General features: G+C 71.8%; 17 protein-coding genes. 9 read left to right on the forward strand and 8 right to left on the reverse strand.

Going from position 1 to position 15,273, the window contains the following annotated elements; translation table 11 throughout:
* Positions 1-6 precede the first annotated feature (6 nt).
* The gene (locus V3T34_RS16755; RefSeq protein WP_060847404.1) at positions 7-216 is read left to right on the forward strand and encodes a hypothetical protein; all 210 of its coding nucleotides are present in this window, start codon (positions 7-9) and stop codon (positions 214-216) included.
* 131 nt (positions 217-347) lie between these two features.
* Here the strand turns inward: V3T34_RS16755 and V3T34_RS16760 are convergent, their stop codons facing one another.
* The 4 genes from V3T34_RS16760 to V3T34_RS16775 all read right to left on the reverse strand — a co-directional run bounded on the left by V3T34_RS16760 (position 348) and on the right by V3T34_RS16775 (position 3,447).
* Positions 348-605, reverse strand: a complete 258-nt coding sequence (locus V3T34_RS16760; RefSeq protein WP_060847403.1) for a hypothetical protein — start codon at positions 603-605, stop codon at positions 348-350.
* Between the two features lie 185 nt (positions 606-790).
* Positions 791-1,570 (reverse strand): MetQ/NlpA family ABC transporter substrate-binding protein, encoded by a 780-nt coding sequence (locus V3T34_RS16765; protein ID WP_060847402.1) that lies wholly within the window; start codon positions 1,568-1,570, stop codon positions 791-793.
* A 43-nt stretch (positions 1,571-1,613) separates the two neighbouring features.
* Positions 1,614-2,279, reverse strand: a complete 666-nt coding sequence (locus tag V3T34_RS16770) for a methionine ABC transporter permease (protein ID WP_305079197.1) — start codon at positions 2,277-2,279, stop codon at positions 1,614-1,616.
* The gene (locus V3T34_RS16775) at positions 2,269-3,447 is read right to left on the reverse strand and encodes a methionine ABC transporter ATP-binding protein (RefSeq protein WP_305079196.1); all 1,179 of its coding nucleotides are present in this window, start codon (positions 3,445-3,447) and stop codon (positions 2,269-2,271) included. The genes V3T34_RS16770 and V3T34_RS16775 overlap by 11 nt, the downstream gene beginning before the upstream one ends.
* A gap of 278 nt (positions 3,448-3,725) precedes the next feature.
* Between V3T34_RS16775 and V3T34_RS16780 the strand changes: the two genes are divergently transcribed.
* Positions 3,726-4,565, forward strand: coding sequence for an aldo/keto reductase (locus V3T34_RS16780; protein ID WP_305079195.1), 840 nt, complete (start codon positions 3,726-3,728; stop codon positions 4,563-4,565).
* Positions 4,566-4,581: 16 nt separating this feature from the next.
* Here the strand turns inward: V3T34_RS16780 and V3T34_RS16785 are convergent, their stop codons facing one another.
* Positions 4,582-5,064, reverse strand: a complete 483-nt coding sequence (locus V3T34_RS16785) for a MarR family winged helix-turn-helix transcriptional regulator (protein ID WP_060847398.1) — start codon at positions 5,062-5,064, stop codon at positions 4,582-4,584.
* A 222-nt stretch (positions 5,065-5,286) separates the two neighbouring features.
* Between V3T34_RS16785 and V3T34_RS16790 the strand changes: the two genes are divergently transcribed.
* Positions 5,287-5,712 (forward strand): organic hydroperoxide resistance protein, encoded by a 426-nt coding sequence (locus tag V3T34_RS16790; protein WP_060847397.1) that lies wholly within the window; start codon positions 5,287-5,289, stop codon positions 5,710-5,712.
* A 78-nt stretch (positions 5,713-5,790) separates the two neighbouring features.
* Here the strand turns inward: V3T34_RS16790 and rdgB are convergent, their stop codons facing one another.
* Together rdgB and rph are read right to left on the reverse strand one after the other, a co-directional pair.
* A complete protein-coding gene (gene rdgB, locus V3T34_RS16795) occupies positions 5,791-6,423 on the reverse strand; it encodes an RdgB/HAM1 family non-canonical purine NTP pyrophosphatase (RefSeq protein ID WP_305079194.1) in 633 nt (210 codons plus the stop codon).
* Positions 6,423-7,136, reverse strand: coding sequence for a ribonuclease PH (gene rph / locus V3T34_RS16800; RefSeq protein WP_060847395.1), 714 nt, complete (start codon positions 7,134-7,136; stop codon positions 6,423-6,425). Before rph ends, rdgB begins: the two co-directional genes overlap by 1 nt.
* Before the next feature lie 285 nt (positions 7,137-7,421).
* Here rph and V3T34_RS16805 point away from each other — a divergent pair, with 285 nt between their 5' ends.
* On the forward strand, positions 7,422-9,413 hold the full coding sequence (locus V3T34_RS16805) for a methyl-accepting chemotaxis protein (protein ID WP_331369243.1): 1,992 nt from the start codon (positions 7,422-7,424) through the stop codon (positions 9,411-9,413).
* 126 nt (positions 9,414-9,539) lie between these two features.
* On the opposite strand, the gene V3T34_RS16810 is transcribed toward V3T34_RS16805, so the two are convergent.
* The gene (locus V3T34_RS16810) at positions 9,540-9,896 is read right to left on the reverse strand and encodes a hypothetical protein (RefSeq protein WP_305079192.1); all 357 of its coding nucleotides are present in this window, start codon (positions 9,894-9,896) and stop codon (positions 9,540-9,542) included.
* Positions 9,897-10,160: 264 nt separating this feature from the next.
* Here V3T34_RS16810 and hrcA point away from each other — a divergent pair, with 264 nt between their 5' ends.
* The 5 genes from hrcA to V3T34_RS16835 form a co-directional block, all read left to right on the forward strand.
* Positions 10,161-11,267, forward strand: coding sequence for a heat-inducible transcriptional repressor HrcA (hrcA, locus tag V3T34_RS16815; RefSeq protein WP_091890700.1), 1,107 nt, complete (start codon positions 10,161-10,163; stop codon positions 11,265-11,267).
* Between the two features lie 122 nt (positions 11,268-11,389).
* Positions 11,390-13,234, forward strand: coding sequence for a DEAD/DEAH box helicase (locus V3T34_RS16820; protein WP_082742539.1), 1,845 nt, complete (start codon positions 11,390-11,392; stop codon positions 13,232-13,234).
* Positions 13,235-13,301: 67 nt separating this feature from the next.
* On the forward strand, positions 13,302-14,162 hold the full coding sequence (locus V3T34_RS16825) for a tellurite resistance TerB family protein (protein ID WP_331369244.1): 861 nt from the start codon (positions 13,302-13,304) through the stop codon (positions 14,160-14,162).
* A gap of 80 nt (positions 14,163-14,242) precedes the next feature.
* Complete coding sequence (gene minC, locus V3T34_RS16830) at positions 14,243-14,947, forward strand: septum site-determining protein MinC (RefSeq protein ID WP_305079190.1); 705 nt, start codon at positions 14,243-14,245, stop codon at positions 14,945-14,947.
* Between the two features lie 101 nt (positions 14,948-15,048).
* Positions 15,049-15,273 (forward strand): nucleotide-binding protein (locus tag V3T34_RS16835; RefSeq protein WP_305079189.1); only part of this gene is annotated, 225 nt, incomplete at its 3' end.

Raw genomic sequence — 15,273 nt, forward strand, 5'->3', positions numbered from 1 at the left:
CTGCACATGACGAGCCTGCGCAAGACCGCCCCGGCCCGCCCGGCCACGATCGCGGCAGCCACCCACGGCTTCGCCGCGGCCACGCGCCTGCGCCGCCCCGCCAACGACAACCGGCCCGCCCCGGGGCGTCGACGCAACCTCGCCCTCGTCGCGGGCGCCTGGCTCGTCGGCCTCGTCGCGGCGGCCCTCGCCCTCTGGCGCACCGGGGGATTCTGACCCCGCCGGGGCTTTGCCCGCGTTCCGGTGCCACTGCTGAACGAGGCTTGAAACGGAGCGCGCCCGCCGGGCGGGATCAACCGCCGGGCGAGCGCGCCGAAACAGGTCTGGATCGCGTCGCGACGGACGGATCAACGGTGGTGGTGGTGGCGGTGCATGCGGCGGTGCTTCATCATGCGCTTGTGGCGCATCATCGGGCGCACCGACTGGCGCGGGGCCATGCCGACGGACGGGGCGCCGCCGGGAGCACCCATCTCGCGCTGCGCGCCGCCGAGCGGGCCGCCGGCCTGCGAGCCGGAATTGTTGTAGGGCGAGCCGCCCTGGGCGAAGGCCGGAGCGGCGGCGACGGTGAGGACTGCCGCGACCAGGCAGGACTTGAGGATGTTCATCGGGCACCTCGGGTAGTTCAGCCCGTCACGCCGGGCCGTGATGAGAAGACGCACACGGCCGCGTTTGGTTTCATGGCTCCGCTTGATTCCGCACGCTTCCTGTGGACGGCGGCCCGGAACGGAGGTCGGCACGGCCGTTGGAGGAGCGGGCCCCGCCCCTCCCCCGTCGGCGGCGCCCGCGCGGCTCACCAGCTGGTGAGCACCGCGCCGCCGAACTTGCTCTCGATGAAGGCTTTCACCTCCGGCGAGCGGTAGGACTCGACCAGGGTCGCGACCCAGGGCTTGTCCTTGTCGGTGCTGCGCACCGCGATCACGTTGACGTAGGGGCCCTTGGGCTCCTCCTTCAGGATCGCATCGCCGGGCTTGAGGCCGGCCGCGGTGGCGTAGTTGGTGTTGACCGCCGCCGCGTCGACGTCGTCGAGCGAGCGCGGGGTCTGGGCCGCATCGACCTCGACGATGCGCAGGCGCTTCGTGTTCTCGGTGATGTCGGCGACGCTCGGCTTGAAGCCGACGCCCGGCTTCAGCTTGATCAGCCCCTTGTCCTGCAGGAGCAGCAGGGCGCGGCCGCCGTTGGTCGGGTCGTTGGGGATCGCCACCGTGCCGCCGGCCGGCACCGCGTCGAAGCTCTTGTGGCGCTTCGAGTAGACGCCCATCGGGAAGTTCACCGTCTGGGCGACGCTCTCGATCTTGTAGCCGCGATCGGCCTTCTGGTTGTCGAGATAGGGCTGGTGCTGGAACGAGTTGGCCTCGAGCTCGCCCGACGACAGCGCCTCGTTCGGCACGACGTAGTCCGAAAACTCGACGACCTGGAGGTCGAGGCCCTTCTTGGCGGCGATCGGCTTGACCGCCTCGAGGATCTGGGCGTGCGGGCCCGGCGTGACGCCGACGCGCACGCGCTGGCCCTGCGCGAGGGCGGGCAGGCTGACGGCGGTGAGGAGCACCGCCAGGGTGAGGGTACGCAGCATCGGGATCACGCTCCGAGAAGATTCTTGAGACGGGGAAAGGGGGTCAGCCGTGGCGCAGGCGCTTGTTCATGCGCCGCGCCAGCCGGTCGCCGAGGGTCTGGACCAGCTGCACCAGGACGATCAGCACCACCACGACGGCGAGCATCATCTCGGGCATGAAGCGCTGGTAGCCGTAGCGGATGCCGAGGTCGCCCAGGCCCCCGCCGCCGACGGCGCCGACCATCGCCGAGAAGCCGATCAGCGACACCACCGCCAGGGTGAGGCCGAGCACGATGCCGGGCAGGGCCTCGGGGATCAGGACCTTGAGGACGATCTGGAGCGGACTCGCGCCGAAGGCCCGGGCCGCCTCGACGAGGCCGCCATCGACCTCCCGCACCGCGCCCTCGACGAGGCGGGCGATGAAGGGGATCGCCGCGACGGTGAGCGGCACGGTGGCGGCGCTGGTGCCGATCGAGGTGCCGGCGATCAGCCGGGTGAACGGGATGATCGCCACCACCAGGATGATGAACGGCGTCGAGCGGGTGGCGTTGACGACGAGGCCGAGCACCCGGTTGGCCCAGGGCGCGGCGAGAAGCTCGCCCCGCCCGCTGGTGGCGAGGAACACGCCGAGCGGCAGGCCGACCAGCGTGCCCAGCGAGGCCGCGACCGCCACCATCTGCAGCGTGTCGAGGGTGGCCTGGACGAGGAGGCGGATCAGTTCAGGCGACATGCGAGGAGTCCGGTGCGCCGGGCACGGCGGTCCGTTGCCAACCGGCGAGGTCGAGGGTGCCGAGGAGCTCGACGTCGAGGCCGCGGGCGGCGAGGAACTCGGTCGCCCGGGTCACCGTGGCGGCGTCGGGCGGGATCCCGACCACCAGGGTGCCGAACGGCCGGCCTGCGATCTCGTCGACCGTGCCCGACAGGATGCCGGCCGGGATGCCGACGTCGCGGGTGAGCTGGGCCAGCACCGGATCGGTCGCGTGCGGGCCCCGGAAGGTGATGCGCAGGACCGCCTGCTTGCCCTCGCCCGCTCCGGGCAGGGCCGGGCCGGGCGTGAGGCGCGCGGCGAGGGCCGGCGGCAGGGTGCGGCCGGTCTCCTCGTCGAGGAAGGTACGGGTGATCGCGGCTCTCGGCCGGGTGAAGACCTCGAACACGTCGCCGCTCTCGGCGATGCGGCCGCCGTCCAGCACCGCGACCTCGTGGGCGATCGACCGGATCACCGCCATCTCGTGGGTGATGAGCAGGATCGTCAGGCCGAGCTCGCGATTGATCCGGCCGAGCAGGTCGAGGATCGAGCGGGTCGTCTCGGGATCGAGGGCCGAGGTCGCCTCGTCGGAGAGCAGCACCTTCGGGTTGGTGGCGAGCGCCCGCGCGATGCCGACGCGCTGCTTCTGCCCGCCGGACAGCTCCGCCGGGTAGCGGTCGGCCTGGGGCCCGAGCCCGACGAGGTCGAGGAGCTCGGCGACCCGGGCGCGGATCGCGCTCCGCTCGTAGCCCGCCACCTCGAGGGGCAGCGCGACGTTGCCGGCGGCGGTGCGGGCCGAGAGCAGGTTGAAGTGCTGGAAGATCATGCCGATCCCGCGGCGCTCCCGCCGCAGGGCGAATTCCGACAGGCTCGAGATCTCGGCCTCGCCGACGATCACCCGGCCGCGGCTCGGCCGCTCCAGCCCGTTGACGAGGCGGATCAGCGTCGACTTGCCGGCGCCCGAGCGGCCGATGACGCCGAGCACCCGGCCGCGGGGCACGGAGAGGTCGATGTCCTCGAGCGCCGTGACCGCGCCGGCGCCCCGGCGGGCGGTGTAGGTCTTGCCCACCCCTTCGAGGCGCACGAGGGCGTCGCGGGGATCGAGACGGCCGCCCAGGTCCGCCGGCACCGGCACGCGGACGGGGGCCGTCACGGCGCGCGGGTCCGGGCGGGCGGGGAGACGGGAGCGGTCATCGGGGTCCTTCGGCAGGGCATCTGGTGGCCGGCACAGAACCCCAGAACCGGACTTTCTGTCAACCGGAATGTTCTTTTTGCAGAACGCGCCGGGGAAGAAAACCTTTTTCCGTCCGGTCGCGCGCCCGTCAACGCCCGGGTGCCGCGACGACCCGCAGAAAACCGTGCATTCTCCGGGATCTGCCCTTGCCCTCCCGGGTCCGCGCGGCCCAGGACGAGGGCTCGCAGGAGTGCGCGATGCGACGCCAACCCTTCGGACGCACCGGGCCCGCGGTGCCGGTGATCGGGCAGGGAACCTGGTACCTCGACGAGGGCGAGCCGACCGTGGCGGCCGCCGCGCTCAACCGCGGGCTCGACGTCGCGATGAGCCACGTCGACACCGCCGAGATGTACGGCGAGGCCGAGCCGCTGATCGCCGAGGCGATCGGCGACCGGCGCGACGAGGTCTTTCTGGTCTCCAAGGTCCTGCCCGGCAACGCCTCGCGCCGGGGCACGATCGAGGCCTGCGAGCGCTCGCTCCGGCGCCTGGGGACCGACCGTCTCGACTGCTACCTTCTGCACTGGCGCGGGCCGCACCCCCTCGCGGAGACCTTCGCGGCCTTCGAGGACCTGGTGCGGGCGGGCAAGATCCTGTCCTGGGGCGTCAGCAACTTCGACGTCGACGACCTCGACGAGGCGTTGCGCCTGGCGGGGCCCGGCCGCATCGCCTGCAACCAGGTGCTCTACCATCTGGAAGAGCGCGCCATCGAGCACGCGGTGCTGCCCTGGTGCCGGCGGCACGGCGTCGCCGTGGTGGCCTACAGCCCGTTCGGGCACGACAGCTTTCCGGGGCCGGCGACGCCGGGCGGCCGGGTGCTGGCCGAGATCGCCGAGAGCCGCGGCGCGACGCCCCGCCAGGTGGCGCTCGCCGCCCTCACCCGCGAGCCCGGGATGCTGGCGATCCCCAAGGCCTCGAGCCCGGCCCATGCGGCCGAGAATGCCGGCGGGGGCGGCCTGACCTTGAGCGAGGCCGAACTCGCCCGAATCGACGCCGCCTTCCCGCGCGGGCCGAAGCCGCGTCACCTGCCGATGCTGTAGGGGCGCGCGGCCGCCGTCAGGCCGCGCCGCGATCCGGCGCCGCGCTGGCGTGCAGGCTGTCGCGCAGGGCCAGGATCTCGTCGCGCAGGGCGATCAGCCGGTCCGCAGGCTGGCCCGAGGCGCAGACGATCTCGTTGGGGAACGGCATCGCCCGCTCGCGCAGCGCGGCGCCCGCCTCGGTCAGGCTGATGCGCATCAGCCGCTCATCCTGCGAATCGCGGGCCCGGTGCACCAGGCCCGCCGCCTCCAGGCGCTTGAGCAGCGGCGTGAGCGTGCCGGAATCGAGATAGAGGCGCTGCCCCAGGGATTTCATCGTCTGCCCGTCCTGCTCCCAGAGCAGCAGCAGCACCAGGTATTGCGGGTAGGTCAGGCCGAGCCGGTCGAGGAGGGGCTTGTAGATCCGGTTGAAGGCGTGCGCGGCGGAATAGACCGCAAAGCAGATCTGGCTGGACAGAAGCAGCGCGGCGGCGCCGTCGTCGCCGGCATCGGTGTCGGACATGTCCCGCTCCTCAAGGCGCTCCCCCGGGCCGGACCCGACCGTGGGCCGCCCGAAACGAGCCGGAGGCTCGCGATTGCCTATCATCATATTCCTACCGATGCGCAAAAATCAAATTGCGCACAATGAGAAAGGGGGCTATGACCCTGTCATGGCGGATCCGGGACCGCCCGGGATCGCAACCGCTCCCGGAGCCCCGCCCGCCCCGACAGCAGGAGAAGTCCGATGTCCGTCGACGTGAAGTACACCACCCAGGCGACCGCGACCGGCGGCCGCGACGGCCGCGCCCAGACCCAGGACGGCAGCCTCGACGTCAAGCTGTCGACCCCCAAGGAGCTCGGCGGCGGCGGTGGCGCCGGCAACAACCCCGAGCAGCTCTTCGCGGCCGGCTACGCCGCCTGCTTCCTCGGCGCGATGAAGTTCGTCGGCGGCCAGGAGAAGATCGCGGTTCCGGCCGACACCACCGTGACCGCCAAGGTCGGCATCGGCCCGCGCTCGGAGGGCGGCTTCGGCATCACCGCCGACCTGACCGTCTCGCTGCCGGGCCTCGACAAGGCGACCGCCCAGACGCTGGTCGAGAAGGCCCACCAGGTGTGCCCGTACTCGAACGCCACCCGCGGCAACGTCGATGTCGGCCTGACGGTCGCGTAGGCATCGGGACAGGGCGGCCGCACGCCGCCCGGACCGTTCGAGGCGCCCCTCCTGTCGGAGCGGGCGCCTCTTTCGTCTTCAGCCGGGCCGGCGCAGGCAGGCGGCGGCGAGCGCCAGGAAGGCGCGGGCGCGGTGCGACAGAGCCTCGCGCTCGTCCCAGTCGATGCCGTGCTTCTCCTCCGACGAGAGTTCGCCGAAGGTCAGCGGAGAATCGTTGGGCTTGAACATCGGGTCGTAGCCGAACCCCTTGTCGCCGCGCGGCGGCCAGACCAGCTCGCCGAAGACCCGGCCCTCGAACAGCTCCTCGTGCCCGTCCGGCCAGGTCAGGACCAGGGCCGAAACGAAATGGGCCCGCCGGTCGGTGGCGCCACGGGTCGAAAGCTCGCGCTCGATGCGCGCCATCGCGCCGGAAAAGTCCTTCGAGCCGCCGGACCAGCGGGCCGAGAACAGCCCGGGCGCTCCGTCGAGCGCGTTCACGCACAAGCCCGAATCGTCCGCGAAAGCCGGCAGCCCGGTGGCGTTCGTCGCCGCCCGCGCCTTGATGGCGGCGTTCTCGGAGAACATCGTGCCGGTCTCGTCCGGCTCGGGCAGGTTCAGCTCGCCGGCCGAGACCGCATCGACGCCGAAGGGGGCCAGCAGCTCGCGCATCTCGCGCAGCTTGCCGGCATTGTGGGTCGCGATCACGACCCGCCCGGAGAGGAGGCGGCCCATCAGGCGATCGCCTGCTTCTGGAGCGCCACCAGCTCGGCGACGCCCGCCTTGGCGAGCCGCAGGAGGCTCAGGAACTCCTCCTCGGAGAACGGCTTCACCTCCGCCGTGCCCTGCACCTCGACAATGCCGCCGCTGCCCGTGATGACGAAGTTGGCGTCGGTCTCGGCGCCGGAATCCTCGGCATAGTCCAGGTCGAGGACCGGCGTGCCCTTGTGGATGCCGCAGGAGATCGCCGCGACGTGGTCGCGCATCGGATCGACCGAGATGATCGAGCGGCCGCGCATCCAGGTGAAGCACTCGTGGAGCGCCACCCAGGCGCCGGTGATCGCCGCCGTGCGGGTGCCGCCGTCGGCCTGGAGCACGTCGCAATCGACCACGATCTGGCGCTCGCCCACCGCCGGCAGGTTGACGACGGCGCGCAGCGAGCGGCCGATCAGGCGCTGGATCTCCTGGGTACGGCCGGAGGGCTTGCCGGAATTCACCTCGCGCCGGTTGCGGTCGTGGGTGGCGCGCGGCAGCATGCTGTACTCGGCGGTGACCCAGCCCTTGCCGGAGCCGCGCAGCCACGACGGCCCGCGATCCTCCAGCGAGGCGGTGCACAGCACCTTGGTCTCACCGAAGGTCACGAGGCACGAGCCCTCGGCGTAGCGCGAGACGCCCCGTTCCAGCGTGACCTTGCGCAGCTCGTCGGGGGCGCGCTTCGAGGGGCGCATGGGCAACTCCTGTGCAGGGCGTCGCGCGCGAGACGGCGCGACGCGGGATCGCGAGGTCGCGCGCTCTTAGGCGCTGCCGCCGGGAGCGGCAAGGGGACCGGGGGCCTTGCGGCGGTCGGAAGCCGGACCCGCGACGCCCGCCCCGTCCGGGCAAGCTCGGGATTTTCATCGACAACAACATGTTCGCTACGTCAGGACATAGACCAACACGATCTCGAAATTTCATGATGCTTTAAATATTTCTCTTCAAGTATAGGCTATTGCCTGTTTGATCGGAGTTTTGCGATGGTCCGTGCCTGCAAATTGAGCAAGATTTCGGTTCGCACGCGCATCGCCGCCATCAATCTGGTACTGTTCCTCGGATTCGCGGCCATCGCGGCGATTTCCTACGTCGCGAAGAACGACATCAGCGATTCCATCGCCGATCAGCAAAGATATCAGTCGTTGGCCGATCGCGCCGGATCGGTCCGCAATCAGATCAGCGAATTGCAGGTCACCTCGCGCGTGTGGATGTCCAGCCGCATCGGCAATCACGCCGCCGCATTCGAAGCGCAGCTGCGCAGCGCGAAGGACAGCGCGCTCGAATTGAAGGCCCTATCGGACCATGAAACCATCGCCGGCGATATCGACAAGCTGATTGCCGAGATCGACGTCATCTCGACGAAGGGCAAGGACGTCGACCAGGTCTTGCAAACCATCGGATACGCCGCCGACGAGGGGACCAACGGCAAGCTCAAGGCTGCGTCCGACGAGCTGGAAAGCCTGGTGAAGCCGCTGTTCCTGGAGGACGACGCGATCGGGATCCGCCTGTGGGCGGCAACCCTCGGGATGATGCGGCAGGTCGAGGCCTCGCGCGGCACGTCGAGCGATGCGGCGGAGGGCAACTTCGAGGGCGAATTGTCCCGCTTCGAGCGCTGGCTGAAACGATACGAGGCGGCTCACGAAGACGAAGGCCGGCCGATCAGGCAGGCCGGCACGGCCTACGCCGCCGCGTTCCAGCAATGGTGGACGACGGAGAAGCGCGCGACGATCGCCGGCGAGCATCTCAACGACCGTTTCGCGCTCGTGAAGCCGATCATCGATTCGCTGCTGGACAAGACGAATGCGATCACCGTGAGCGCGAGGGAGCGGCTGGCCGAATCGCAGGCGCAGACGTTCCTGCTGATCATGTCGGTCATCTGCACCTCGCTCCTGGTCGGGCTCGGCATATCGGTGTTCGTCGGCCGCTCGATCGCGACCCCGCTGGCGCGCCTGCAGGAGGCGATGATCGGACTCGCCGGAGGGCGGACCGACGTCGAGATCCCGCTGACCGACGCGCAGGACGAGATCGGCGCGATGGCCCGCACGCTCCTGGTGTTCCGCAACAGCGGCCTGGAGCGCGAGATGCTGACCCGCGACCGCGAGCAGGCCCTGGGCCGCGACCGACGCCGGACCGAATCCGTCGATGCCGCCATCCAGGCGTTCGACGCCTCGGTCAAGACCGTCCTCGGCGACGTGCGGGCGGCCATCGAGACGCTCGGCGGCGCCTCCCGCGACCTGGAGGTCGCCTCCCGGTACGTCACCCGGCAGGCCTCGCAGGCAAGCACCGCGGCGGAGCGCGCCTCCAGCAGCGTCTCCACCGTCGCCAGCGCCGCCGAGGAGCTGGATGCCTCGATCGCCGAGGTCGTCGACAAGACCAACACGTCGACGACGATCTCGTCCCGGGCGGTCCAGCAGGCGCTCGGCGCCGTCGACCGGATGGCGTCGTTGGCCCATGCCACGCAGCAGATCGATGCCGTCGCCGGAGCGATCCGGACGATCGCCGGCCAGACCAACCTTCTTGCCCTGAATGCGACCATCGAGGCCGCCCGCGCGGGCGAGGCCGGACGCGGCTTCGCCGTGGTCGCCGCCGAGGTCAAGGCGCTCGCCGACGAGACGAGCCGCGCGACCGAGGAGATCGCCCGGCAGATCCATCAGATCCATTCGGCGACCGGCACGACGGTCGAGGCCCTCGGCAGCGTCAAGGACACGATCGTCGAGCTCTCCCACATCATCGACGAGATCGCCGCGACGATCTCGCAGCAGAAGAGCACGGTGTCGGAGATCGCGGGAAGCGCGGCGAACGTCGCGAGCGAGTCGATCGCGAGCTCGAAGGCGATCCTGTCGACCGAGGACGCGGCCCAGGTCTCCTCCAACGCCTCGGGCTCCATCGCGTCCTTGTCGCGCCGGATCGAAGAGAACGCCGAACGGCTCGACGTCGAGGTCGGGCGCTTCATGGAGCAGGTGCGGGCGGCGTAGCCGATCGTCGGCGAGCGCCCGTGGAAGTCGCGAGCGACCTTTTCGACGGCTCTTCGCTCCCCCCTCCCGGCCTCATCCCGAGAGCGAGAGGGGGGATAAGGTCTTCAACTCAGGGCGAGCCGGCCCTCAGTAGTAACCGTAGCCCCGGTGATGATGCCGGTCGTGGTGATGGCCCCACCCGCCGTGGTGACCCCAGTGCCGGTGGGGGCGATGGTGGCCCCAGCCGCCGTGATGGTGATGATGGTGTCCCCAGCCGTGGTGGCGCCGGTGATGGTGATGATGACGGCCTCCGCCGTGGTGGTCGCCCCAGCCGTGGTGATGGCCGTACTGGACCTGGACCGGCCCGCCCTCGGGCACGCCGGCGGCCCCCGGCGCGAAGGGAGCCGCCTCAGCGGCACCGCCCGCGAGGAGGCCGCCTGCCACCATGGCCGCCGCCGCCAGCATCCGCCGGCCGGCCCGCATCGGGTTGCGCATCGTCAGCATCGTCGCCTCCGGTTCGTCTCGCCGCACCGCGGTGCGGCCGTCGAGGGACACAATGGTGCCGCGGGACTGAACGCGGACTGAGATCGCGAGTCGGCTTCCGTTCAGGCACCCTCCCGCCCCGCACTCCTGCGACGCCCAAGGAATCCTGCGACGCGCAAGGGATCCTGCAACACCGAAGGGGTTTCCGCCGCGCGGCGTCCCGTCCGCTTGCGTGCGGCGCGGCAGGGCCGCACAGTGAGGGGTCGTTTGGCTGCCGTTGGGTTGATGAACACGCGCGACCTTCCACCCCTGCCGGGCGGTTCCGGGCAGGCCCGTGCCCTGGCCGAGCTCAACGAGCGCTCGCGGGAAATCTTTCGCCAGATCGTCGAGAGCTACCTCGCCACGGGGGAGCCGGTGGGGTCGCGCAACCTCGCCCGCATCCTGCCGATGGCGCTCTCGCCGGCCTCGATCCGCAACGTAATGTCGGATCTCGAGCAGGCCGGGCTGATCTTCGCCCCCCATACCAGCGCCGGGCGGCTCCCCACCGAGCACGGCCTGCGCTTCTTCGTCGACGCGCTGCTCGAGCTCGGCGATGTCGGCCAGGAGGAGAAGGGAAGGATCGAGGCGCAGATGCGCGCCGCCGCCTCGCGCCACCATACCTTCGAGAGCGCGCTGACCGAGGCCTCGGTGCTGCTGTCGGGCATCTCGCGCGGGGCGGGCGTCGTCGTCACGACGAAGCAGAACCCGCGCCTGCGCCACATCGAGTTCGTGCGCCTCGATCCCGGCCGCGCCCTGGTGGTGCTGGTCTCCGACGACGGCTCGGTCGAGAACCGCCTGCTCGACCTGCCGGCGGGCCTGCCGGCGGGCGCGCTGCAGGAAGCCTCGAACTTCCTCAACGCCCGCATCCGCGGCCGCACCCTCGGCGAGGTGCGCGGCGAGATCGAGACCGCCCGGGCGGCGATGAAGCAGGAGCTCGACGAGCTCACCGAGCGCCTGGTCGATGCGGGATTGGCCCGCTCGGTCGGACCGAGCGAGGAGCGCCAGCTGATCGTGCGCGGGCAGGCCAACCTCCTCGACGACCTGCGGGCGGCCGAGGACCTCGAGCGCATCCGCCTGCTCTTCAGCGATCTCGAGAGCCAGAAGGACGTCATCGACCTCCTGTCGCGCGCCGAGGGCGGCGAGGGCGTACGGATCTTCATCGGCTCGGAGAACAAGCTGTTCTCGCTCTCCGGCTCGTCGATGATCGCCGCTCCGTTCCGGGACGGCAGCCAGACCATCGTGGGCGTCGTGGGCGTCATCGGGCCGACCCGGCTCAACTACGCCCGCATCGTCCCGATGGTCGATTTCACCGCCCGGGTGGTGTCGCGGATGCTGGAGCGCGGGCGCGGCTGACCCGCGCCCGTAGCGCAACCGGTTTGTGGTGTGGGAAACGCGAAAATCGCGGTTGTCCCCCGGATTCACAAGCGCGGCCGGCTCCGTCATGGTCGGGCGATGGCTCGTGATTCCCTGACGCCGTGAGCGCCCCGTCCCGCCCCCTGCGCAGCCACCAGCGCAGCCTGTCCGAGCTCGTGGCCTCGCTCGCCCGCGGCGAAGCGTCCGGCATCCACGACATCCTGGCGGCGGTGACGCCCGGCGGCGGCAAGTCGCTGCTCCCGGTCATCGCCGCCGCCCGGCTGATCGCCGCGGGAATCGTCGAGCGGGTGGTCTGGGTCGTGCCCCGGGATTCGCTGCGGCTCCAGGCGGAGGAGGCCTTCGCCGATCCGGCCTGGCGGGCGGCGCTCGACCACAACCTCTCGGTGCGGGCCGCCGACAACTCGCCCGATCCGAGCCGGGGCTTGGCCGGCTACGTCACCACCTACCAGGCGGTGGCCGCCGCCCCCGCTCTGCACCTCGCCGAGATGCGCCGCCACCGCACCCTCCTCGTCGTCGACGAGGTCCACCACCTGCCGGCTCTGGCCGAGGGGGAGGCGGGGAGCGAGGCCGGACGGAGTGAGGCGGCGGCCTGGAGCCAGGCGTTGCTGCCGCTGTTTCGCGCCGCGCATCTGCGGCTCCTCCTCTCCGGCACCCTGGAGCGGGCCGACGGCCGCCGCATCCTGTGGCTGCCCTACCGCACCGAGAACGGCGCGCCGAGCCCGGACATCGACGCGCCGGGCTGGGCGGTGATCGGCTATTCGCGGGCCGAGGCGCTCGCCGAGAAGGCCGTGCTGCCGGTCAATTTCGGCGCCCTCGACGGCGAGGCGAGCTGGCTCGAGGGCGGGCGCACCTCCGGCCAGGCCCGCGTCGGCCCGCACCGGCTCTCGGGGTCGGGCCCGAGCGCGACGACCCGGCCGGCCCTGTTCACGGCGCTCCGCACCGGGTTCGCCCGCGATCTCCTGCGCGAGGCCTTCTTCGCCACCCGCCGCCTGCGGGCCGAGCGGCGGCGCCGACGCGGCCTTCGGAACACCGATGCCGTGCGCGGCCTGGGCAAGCTCCTGGTCGTCGCGCCCGACCAGGCGAGCGCGCAGAGCTACCACGCCATGCTCCAGGCCTGGATGCCGGAGGAGCAGGCGCGGCGCGACGTGCGCATCGCCACCTCGGCCGAGGCCGACGCCCACGCGGCGCTCGCCGCCTTCCGGCTCACCCCCGAGCCCGCCGTGCTGGTCACGGTGGCGATGGCCTACGAGGGGCTCGACGCCCCCGAGGTCGCGGTCGTGGCGGCGCTGACCCACATCCGCTCGCGCCCCTGGCTCGAGCAGATGATCGCCCGGGCGACCCGGGTCGATCCCCATGCCGGCGACTACGCCGACCAGCACGCCCTGGTCTTCCACCCCGACGACCCGCTCTTCGCGCAGTTCCGCGCCCGGATCGAGACCGAGCAGGCGACCGCGACGCGCCCGCGCAAGCGCCCGGCCGGCGCCGGCTCGCCCGAGCCGCGGCCGCCGGCGCCGACCGACGACGGCATCGTGCCGCTGGAGAGCAACGCGCTCGGCCTGCGCTACGCCATGCTGCGGCCCGGCCCCTCCGTCGCCCTCGCCCGCCCCGAGGCGAAGGAGGGCGACACGGCCCCCGTGCCGCCCTCCCGGATCGAGCGGGCGCTGCGCGCCCGGGTCGCCGCCATGGTGACCGCCCAGGCGGTGGAGGACGAGGCCGAGCTGCGCGTGACCCCCGGCGCTCCCCTGCCCCACCGCTACAACGCGGTGCTCAAGCGCCTCTTCGGCAACAAGAGCCGCGCCGCCATGACGGCCGAGGAGCTGGAATCGGCGCTCGCCTGGCTGGAGCGCAACCGGCTGCAGGACCACCTGCACCTCCTGGAGGGCGACACCCGCTACGCCTGGAGCACCCGGCGGCGCTGGGCGGGGATGGAGCGGCGGCCGGGGTGAGGCCGGCGCCCTTGCGTGGGCGCCGCCGGGCCCCACATCGACGGCTCTCACCGGAAGGGCCCTCACGATGTTCGATGCCAAGCGCCTGCTCGACCAGTTCCTCGGCGGCGCGCCCAGGGGCGGTCATTCCAGTGGTCCCTTTGCCGGTGGCCCCTTCGGCGGCCATCCCGGCCAGGCGCCCCATGGCCAGGCACCCTATGGGCAGGGCCAGTCCGGGCACGCCCCCTCCCCCCTCGAACAGGTCGCCCGGTCCCTCGGCGGCGGGGGCGCCAAGGGGGCGATCCTCGGCGGGCTCGCCTCGCTCGTGCTCGGCGGGCGGCGCGGACGGGGCGGGAACGGATTCGGGATACCCGGCATGGGGTCGGGCATGGGGTCGGGCATGGGCTCCACCGGCCGGGTCGGCGGCCTCGCCCTCGTCGCGACGCTGGCCTACCAGGCCTACCAGAGCTGGCAGGCGAACCAGGGCCAGCGCGGGTCCGCGCCGCCGCGGGCGGCCGGCTTCATTCCCTCCGCCGACGAGGCGGCCCGGATGCTCGGCGGGACCCGCTTCGCCCCGGCCTCGGCGGCCGACGAGCAGGACCGGGCCCGCGCGCTCCTGATCGCGATGATCACCGCCGCCAAGGCCGACGGCCATATCGACGCCGACGAGCAGCAGCGGATTTTCGGCGAGATGGACCGTCATGCCCTCGACGCCGACGACAAGGCGTTCCTGATGGATGCCCTGCGCGCGCCGGTCGACGTCGAGGCGGTGGCGCGCCTCGCCCGCGGCCCGGAACAGGCGAGCGAGCTCTACACCGCCTCCCTGATGGCGATCCGGGTCGACACGCCCCAGGAGCGGGCCTATCTCGACCACCTCGCCCGGCGGCTCGGGCTCGATCCGGGGCTCGCGCGCCACATCGAGGCCACGCTCGCCGCCGCCTCACCGTAAAGGTGAACACTTCGTTACCGGCGTTAACCATTCGCTAACCATCCGGCGCGCCTGATGGGCTGGTAACGAGTCGTAAACCCGTGACCAGCCAGACCCAAACCCGCCCACCGATTCGCTTTCGCGGCCGCTCGTTCCTGGCGGTCGTGCTCGCGCCCGAGGCGCCGATCGAGGATTGGCTCGCCGACCTCGACGCGCTCGCCAAGCGCTCTCCGGCGTTCTTCGCCGGCCGCGCGGTGATCCTCGACGTGACCGCCCTGGCCCCGAGCCGGGACGCGCTCCGGGATCTGGTGACCGCCCTCACTGCGCGCGAGATCCCCATCATGGGAATCGAGGGCGCCGGGGCGGGGTCGCTCGGCCCCGGGATGCCGCCGCCCCTGAACGGCGGCCGGCCCTCGGGCGAGGTGGCGATGCCCGGCGAGGCACCGCCCGCCGCTCCCGTCGAGCGCGTGACCGGCGCGAAGTCGCTGATGCTGGAGAGCCCGGTCCGCTCGGGCCAGGCGATCCTCTTCCCCGAGGGCGACGTGACGGTGATGGGCTCGGTCGCCTCCGGCGCCGAGGTGATCGCCGGCGGCTCGATCCACATCTACGGGGCGCTGCGCGGGCGCGCCATCGCGGGGGCGGCCGGCACGCCCGGCGCCCGGATCTTCTGCCGCAAGTTCGAGCCCGAACTGCTCGCGATCGACGGCCTCTACCGCATCGCCGACGACATCGAGCCGTCCTTGCGCGGCCGCGCCGTGCAGGTCTGGCTCGAAGGCGACGCCATGAAGGCCGCGGCGCTCGACTAGTCGTCCACCGTCCCGGAACTCCGCCGGGGGGATCTCGAAAGAAAACACACGCAGCGGCCGCGCCGGCCGCGACTTCGCAATTCGATCGGTAAGGGGGATCCATGGCCAAGGTCATCGTGGTGACATCCGGCAAGGGAGGGGTGGGCAAGACCACCACGACGGCCGCCCTGGGGGCGGCGCTCGCCAAGACCGGCCAGAGCGTCTGCGTGGTCGACTTCGATGTCGGCCTGCGCAACCTCGACCTCATCATGGGCGCCGAGCGCCGGGTCGTCTACGACCTCATCAACGTCGTCCAGGGCGACGCCAAGCTCCCCCAGGCCCTCATC

It is taken from the genome of Methylobacterium ajmalii (genome assembly GCF_036448855.1).
In the GTDB taxonomy this organism is placed as follows: domain Bacteria; phylum Pseudomonadota; class Alphaproteobacteria; order Rhizobiales; family Beijerinckiaceae; genus Methylobacterium; species Methylobacterium ajmalii.

Coding starts and splice junctions, on each gene's coding strand:
- V3T34_RS16790 (WP_060847397.1), top strand. CDS start 5,287: ATGTCCGTCGACGTGAAGTACACCACCCAGGCGACCGCGACCGGCGGC.
- hrcA (WP_091890700.1), top strand. CDS start 10,161: ATGAACACGCGCGACCTTCCACCCCTGCCGGGCGGTTCCGGGCAGGCC.
- V3T34_RS16785 (WP_060847398.1), bottom strand. CDS start 5,064: ATGTCCGACACCGATGCCGGCGACGACGGCGCCGCCGCGCTGCTTCTG.
- V3T34_RS16825 (WP_331369244.1), top strand. CDS start 13,302: ATGTTCGATGCCAAGCGCCTGCTCGACCAGTTCCTCGGCGGCGCGCCC.
- V3T34_RS16760 (WP_060847403.1), bottom strand. CDS start 605: ATGAACATCCTCAAGTCCTGCCTGGTCGCGGCAGTCCTCACCGTCGCC.
- V3T34_RS16780 (WP_305079195.1), top strand. CDS start 3,726: ATGCGACGCCAACCCTTCGGACGCACCGGGCCCGCGGTGCCGGTGATC.
- V3T34_RS16810 (WP_305079192.1), bottom strand. CDS start 9,896: ATGCTGACGATGCGCAACCCGATGCGGGCCGGCCGGCGGATGCTGGCG.
- V3T34_RS16765 (WP_060847402.1), bottom strand. CDS start 1,570: ATGCTGCGTACCCTCACCCTGGCGGTGCTCCTCACCGCCGTCAGCCTG.
- rph (WP_060847395.1), bottom strand. CDS start 7,136: ATGCGCCCCTCGAAGCGCGCCCCCGACGAGCTGCGCAAGGTCACGCTG.
- rdgB (WP_305079194.1), bottom strand. CDS start 6,423: ATGGGCCGCCTCCTCTCCGGGCGGGTCGTGATCGCGACCCACAATGCC.
- V3T34_RS16770 (WP_305079197.1), bottom strand. CDS start 2,279: ATGTCGCCTGAACTGATCCGCCTCCTCGTCCAGGCCACCCTCGACACG.
- V3T34_RS16805 (WP_331369243.1), top strand. CDS start 7,422: ATGGTCCGTGCCTGCAAATTGAGCAAGATTTCGGTTCGCACGCGCATC.
- V3T34_RS16755 (WP_060847404.1), top strand. CDS start 7: ATGACGAGCCTGCGCAAGACCGCCCCGGCCCGCCCGGCCACGATCGCG.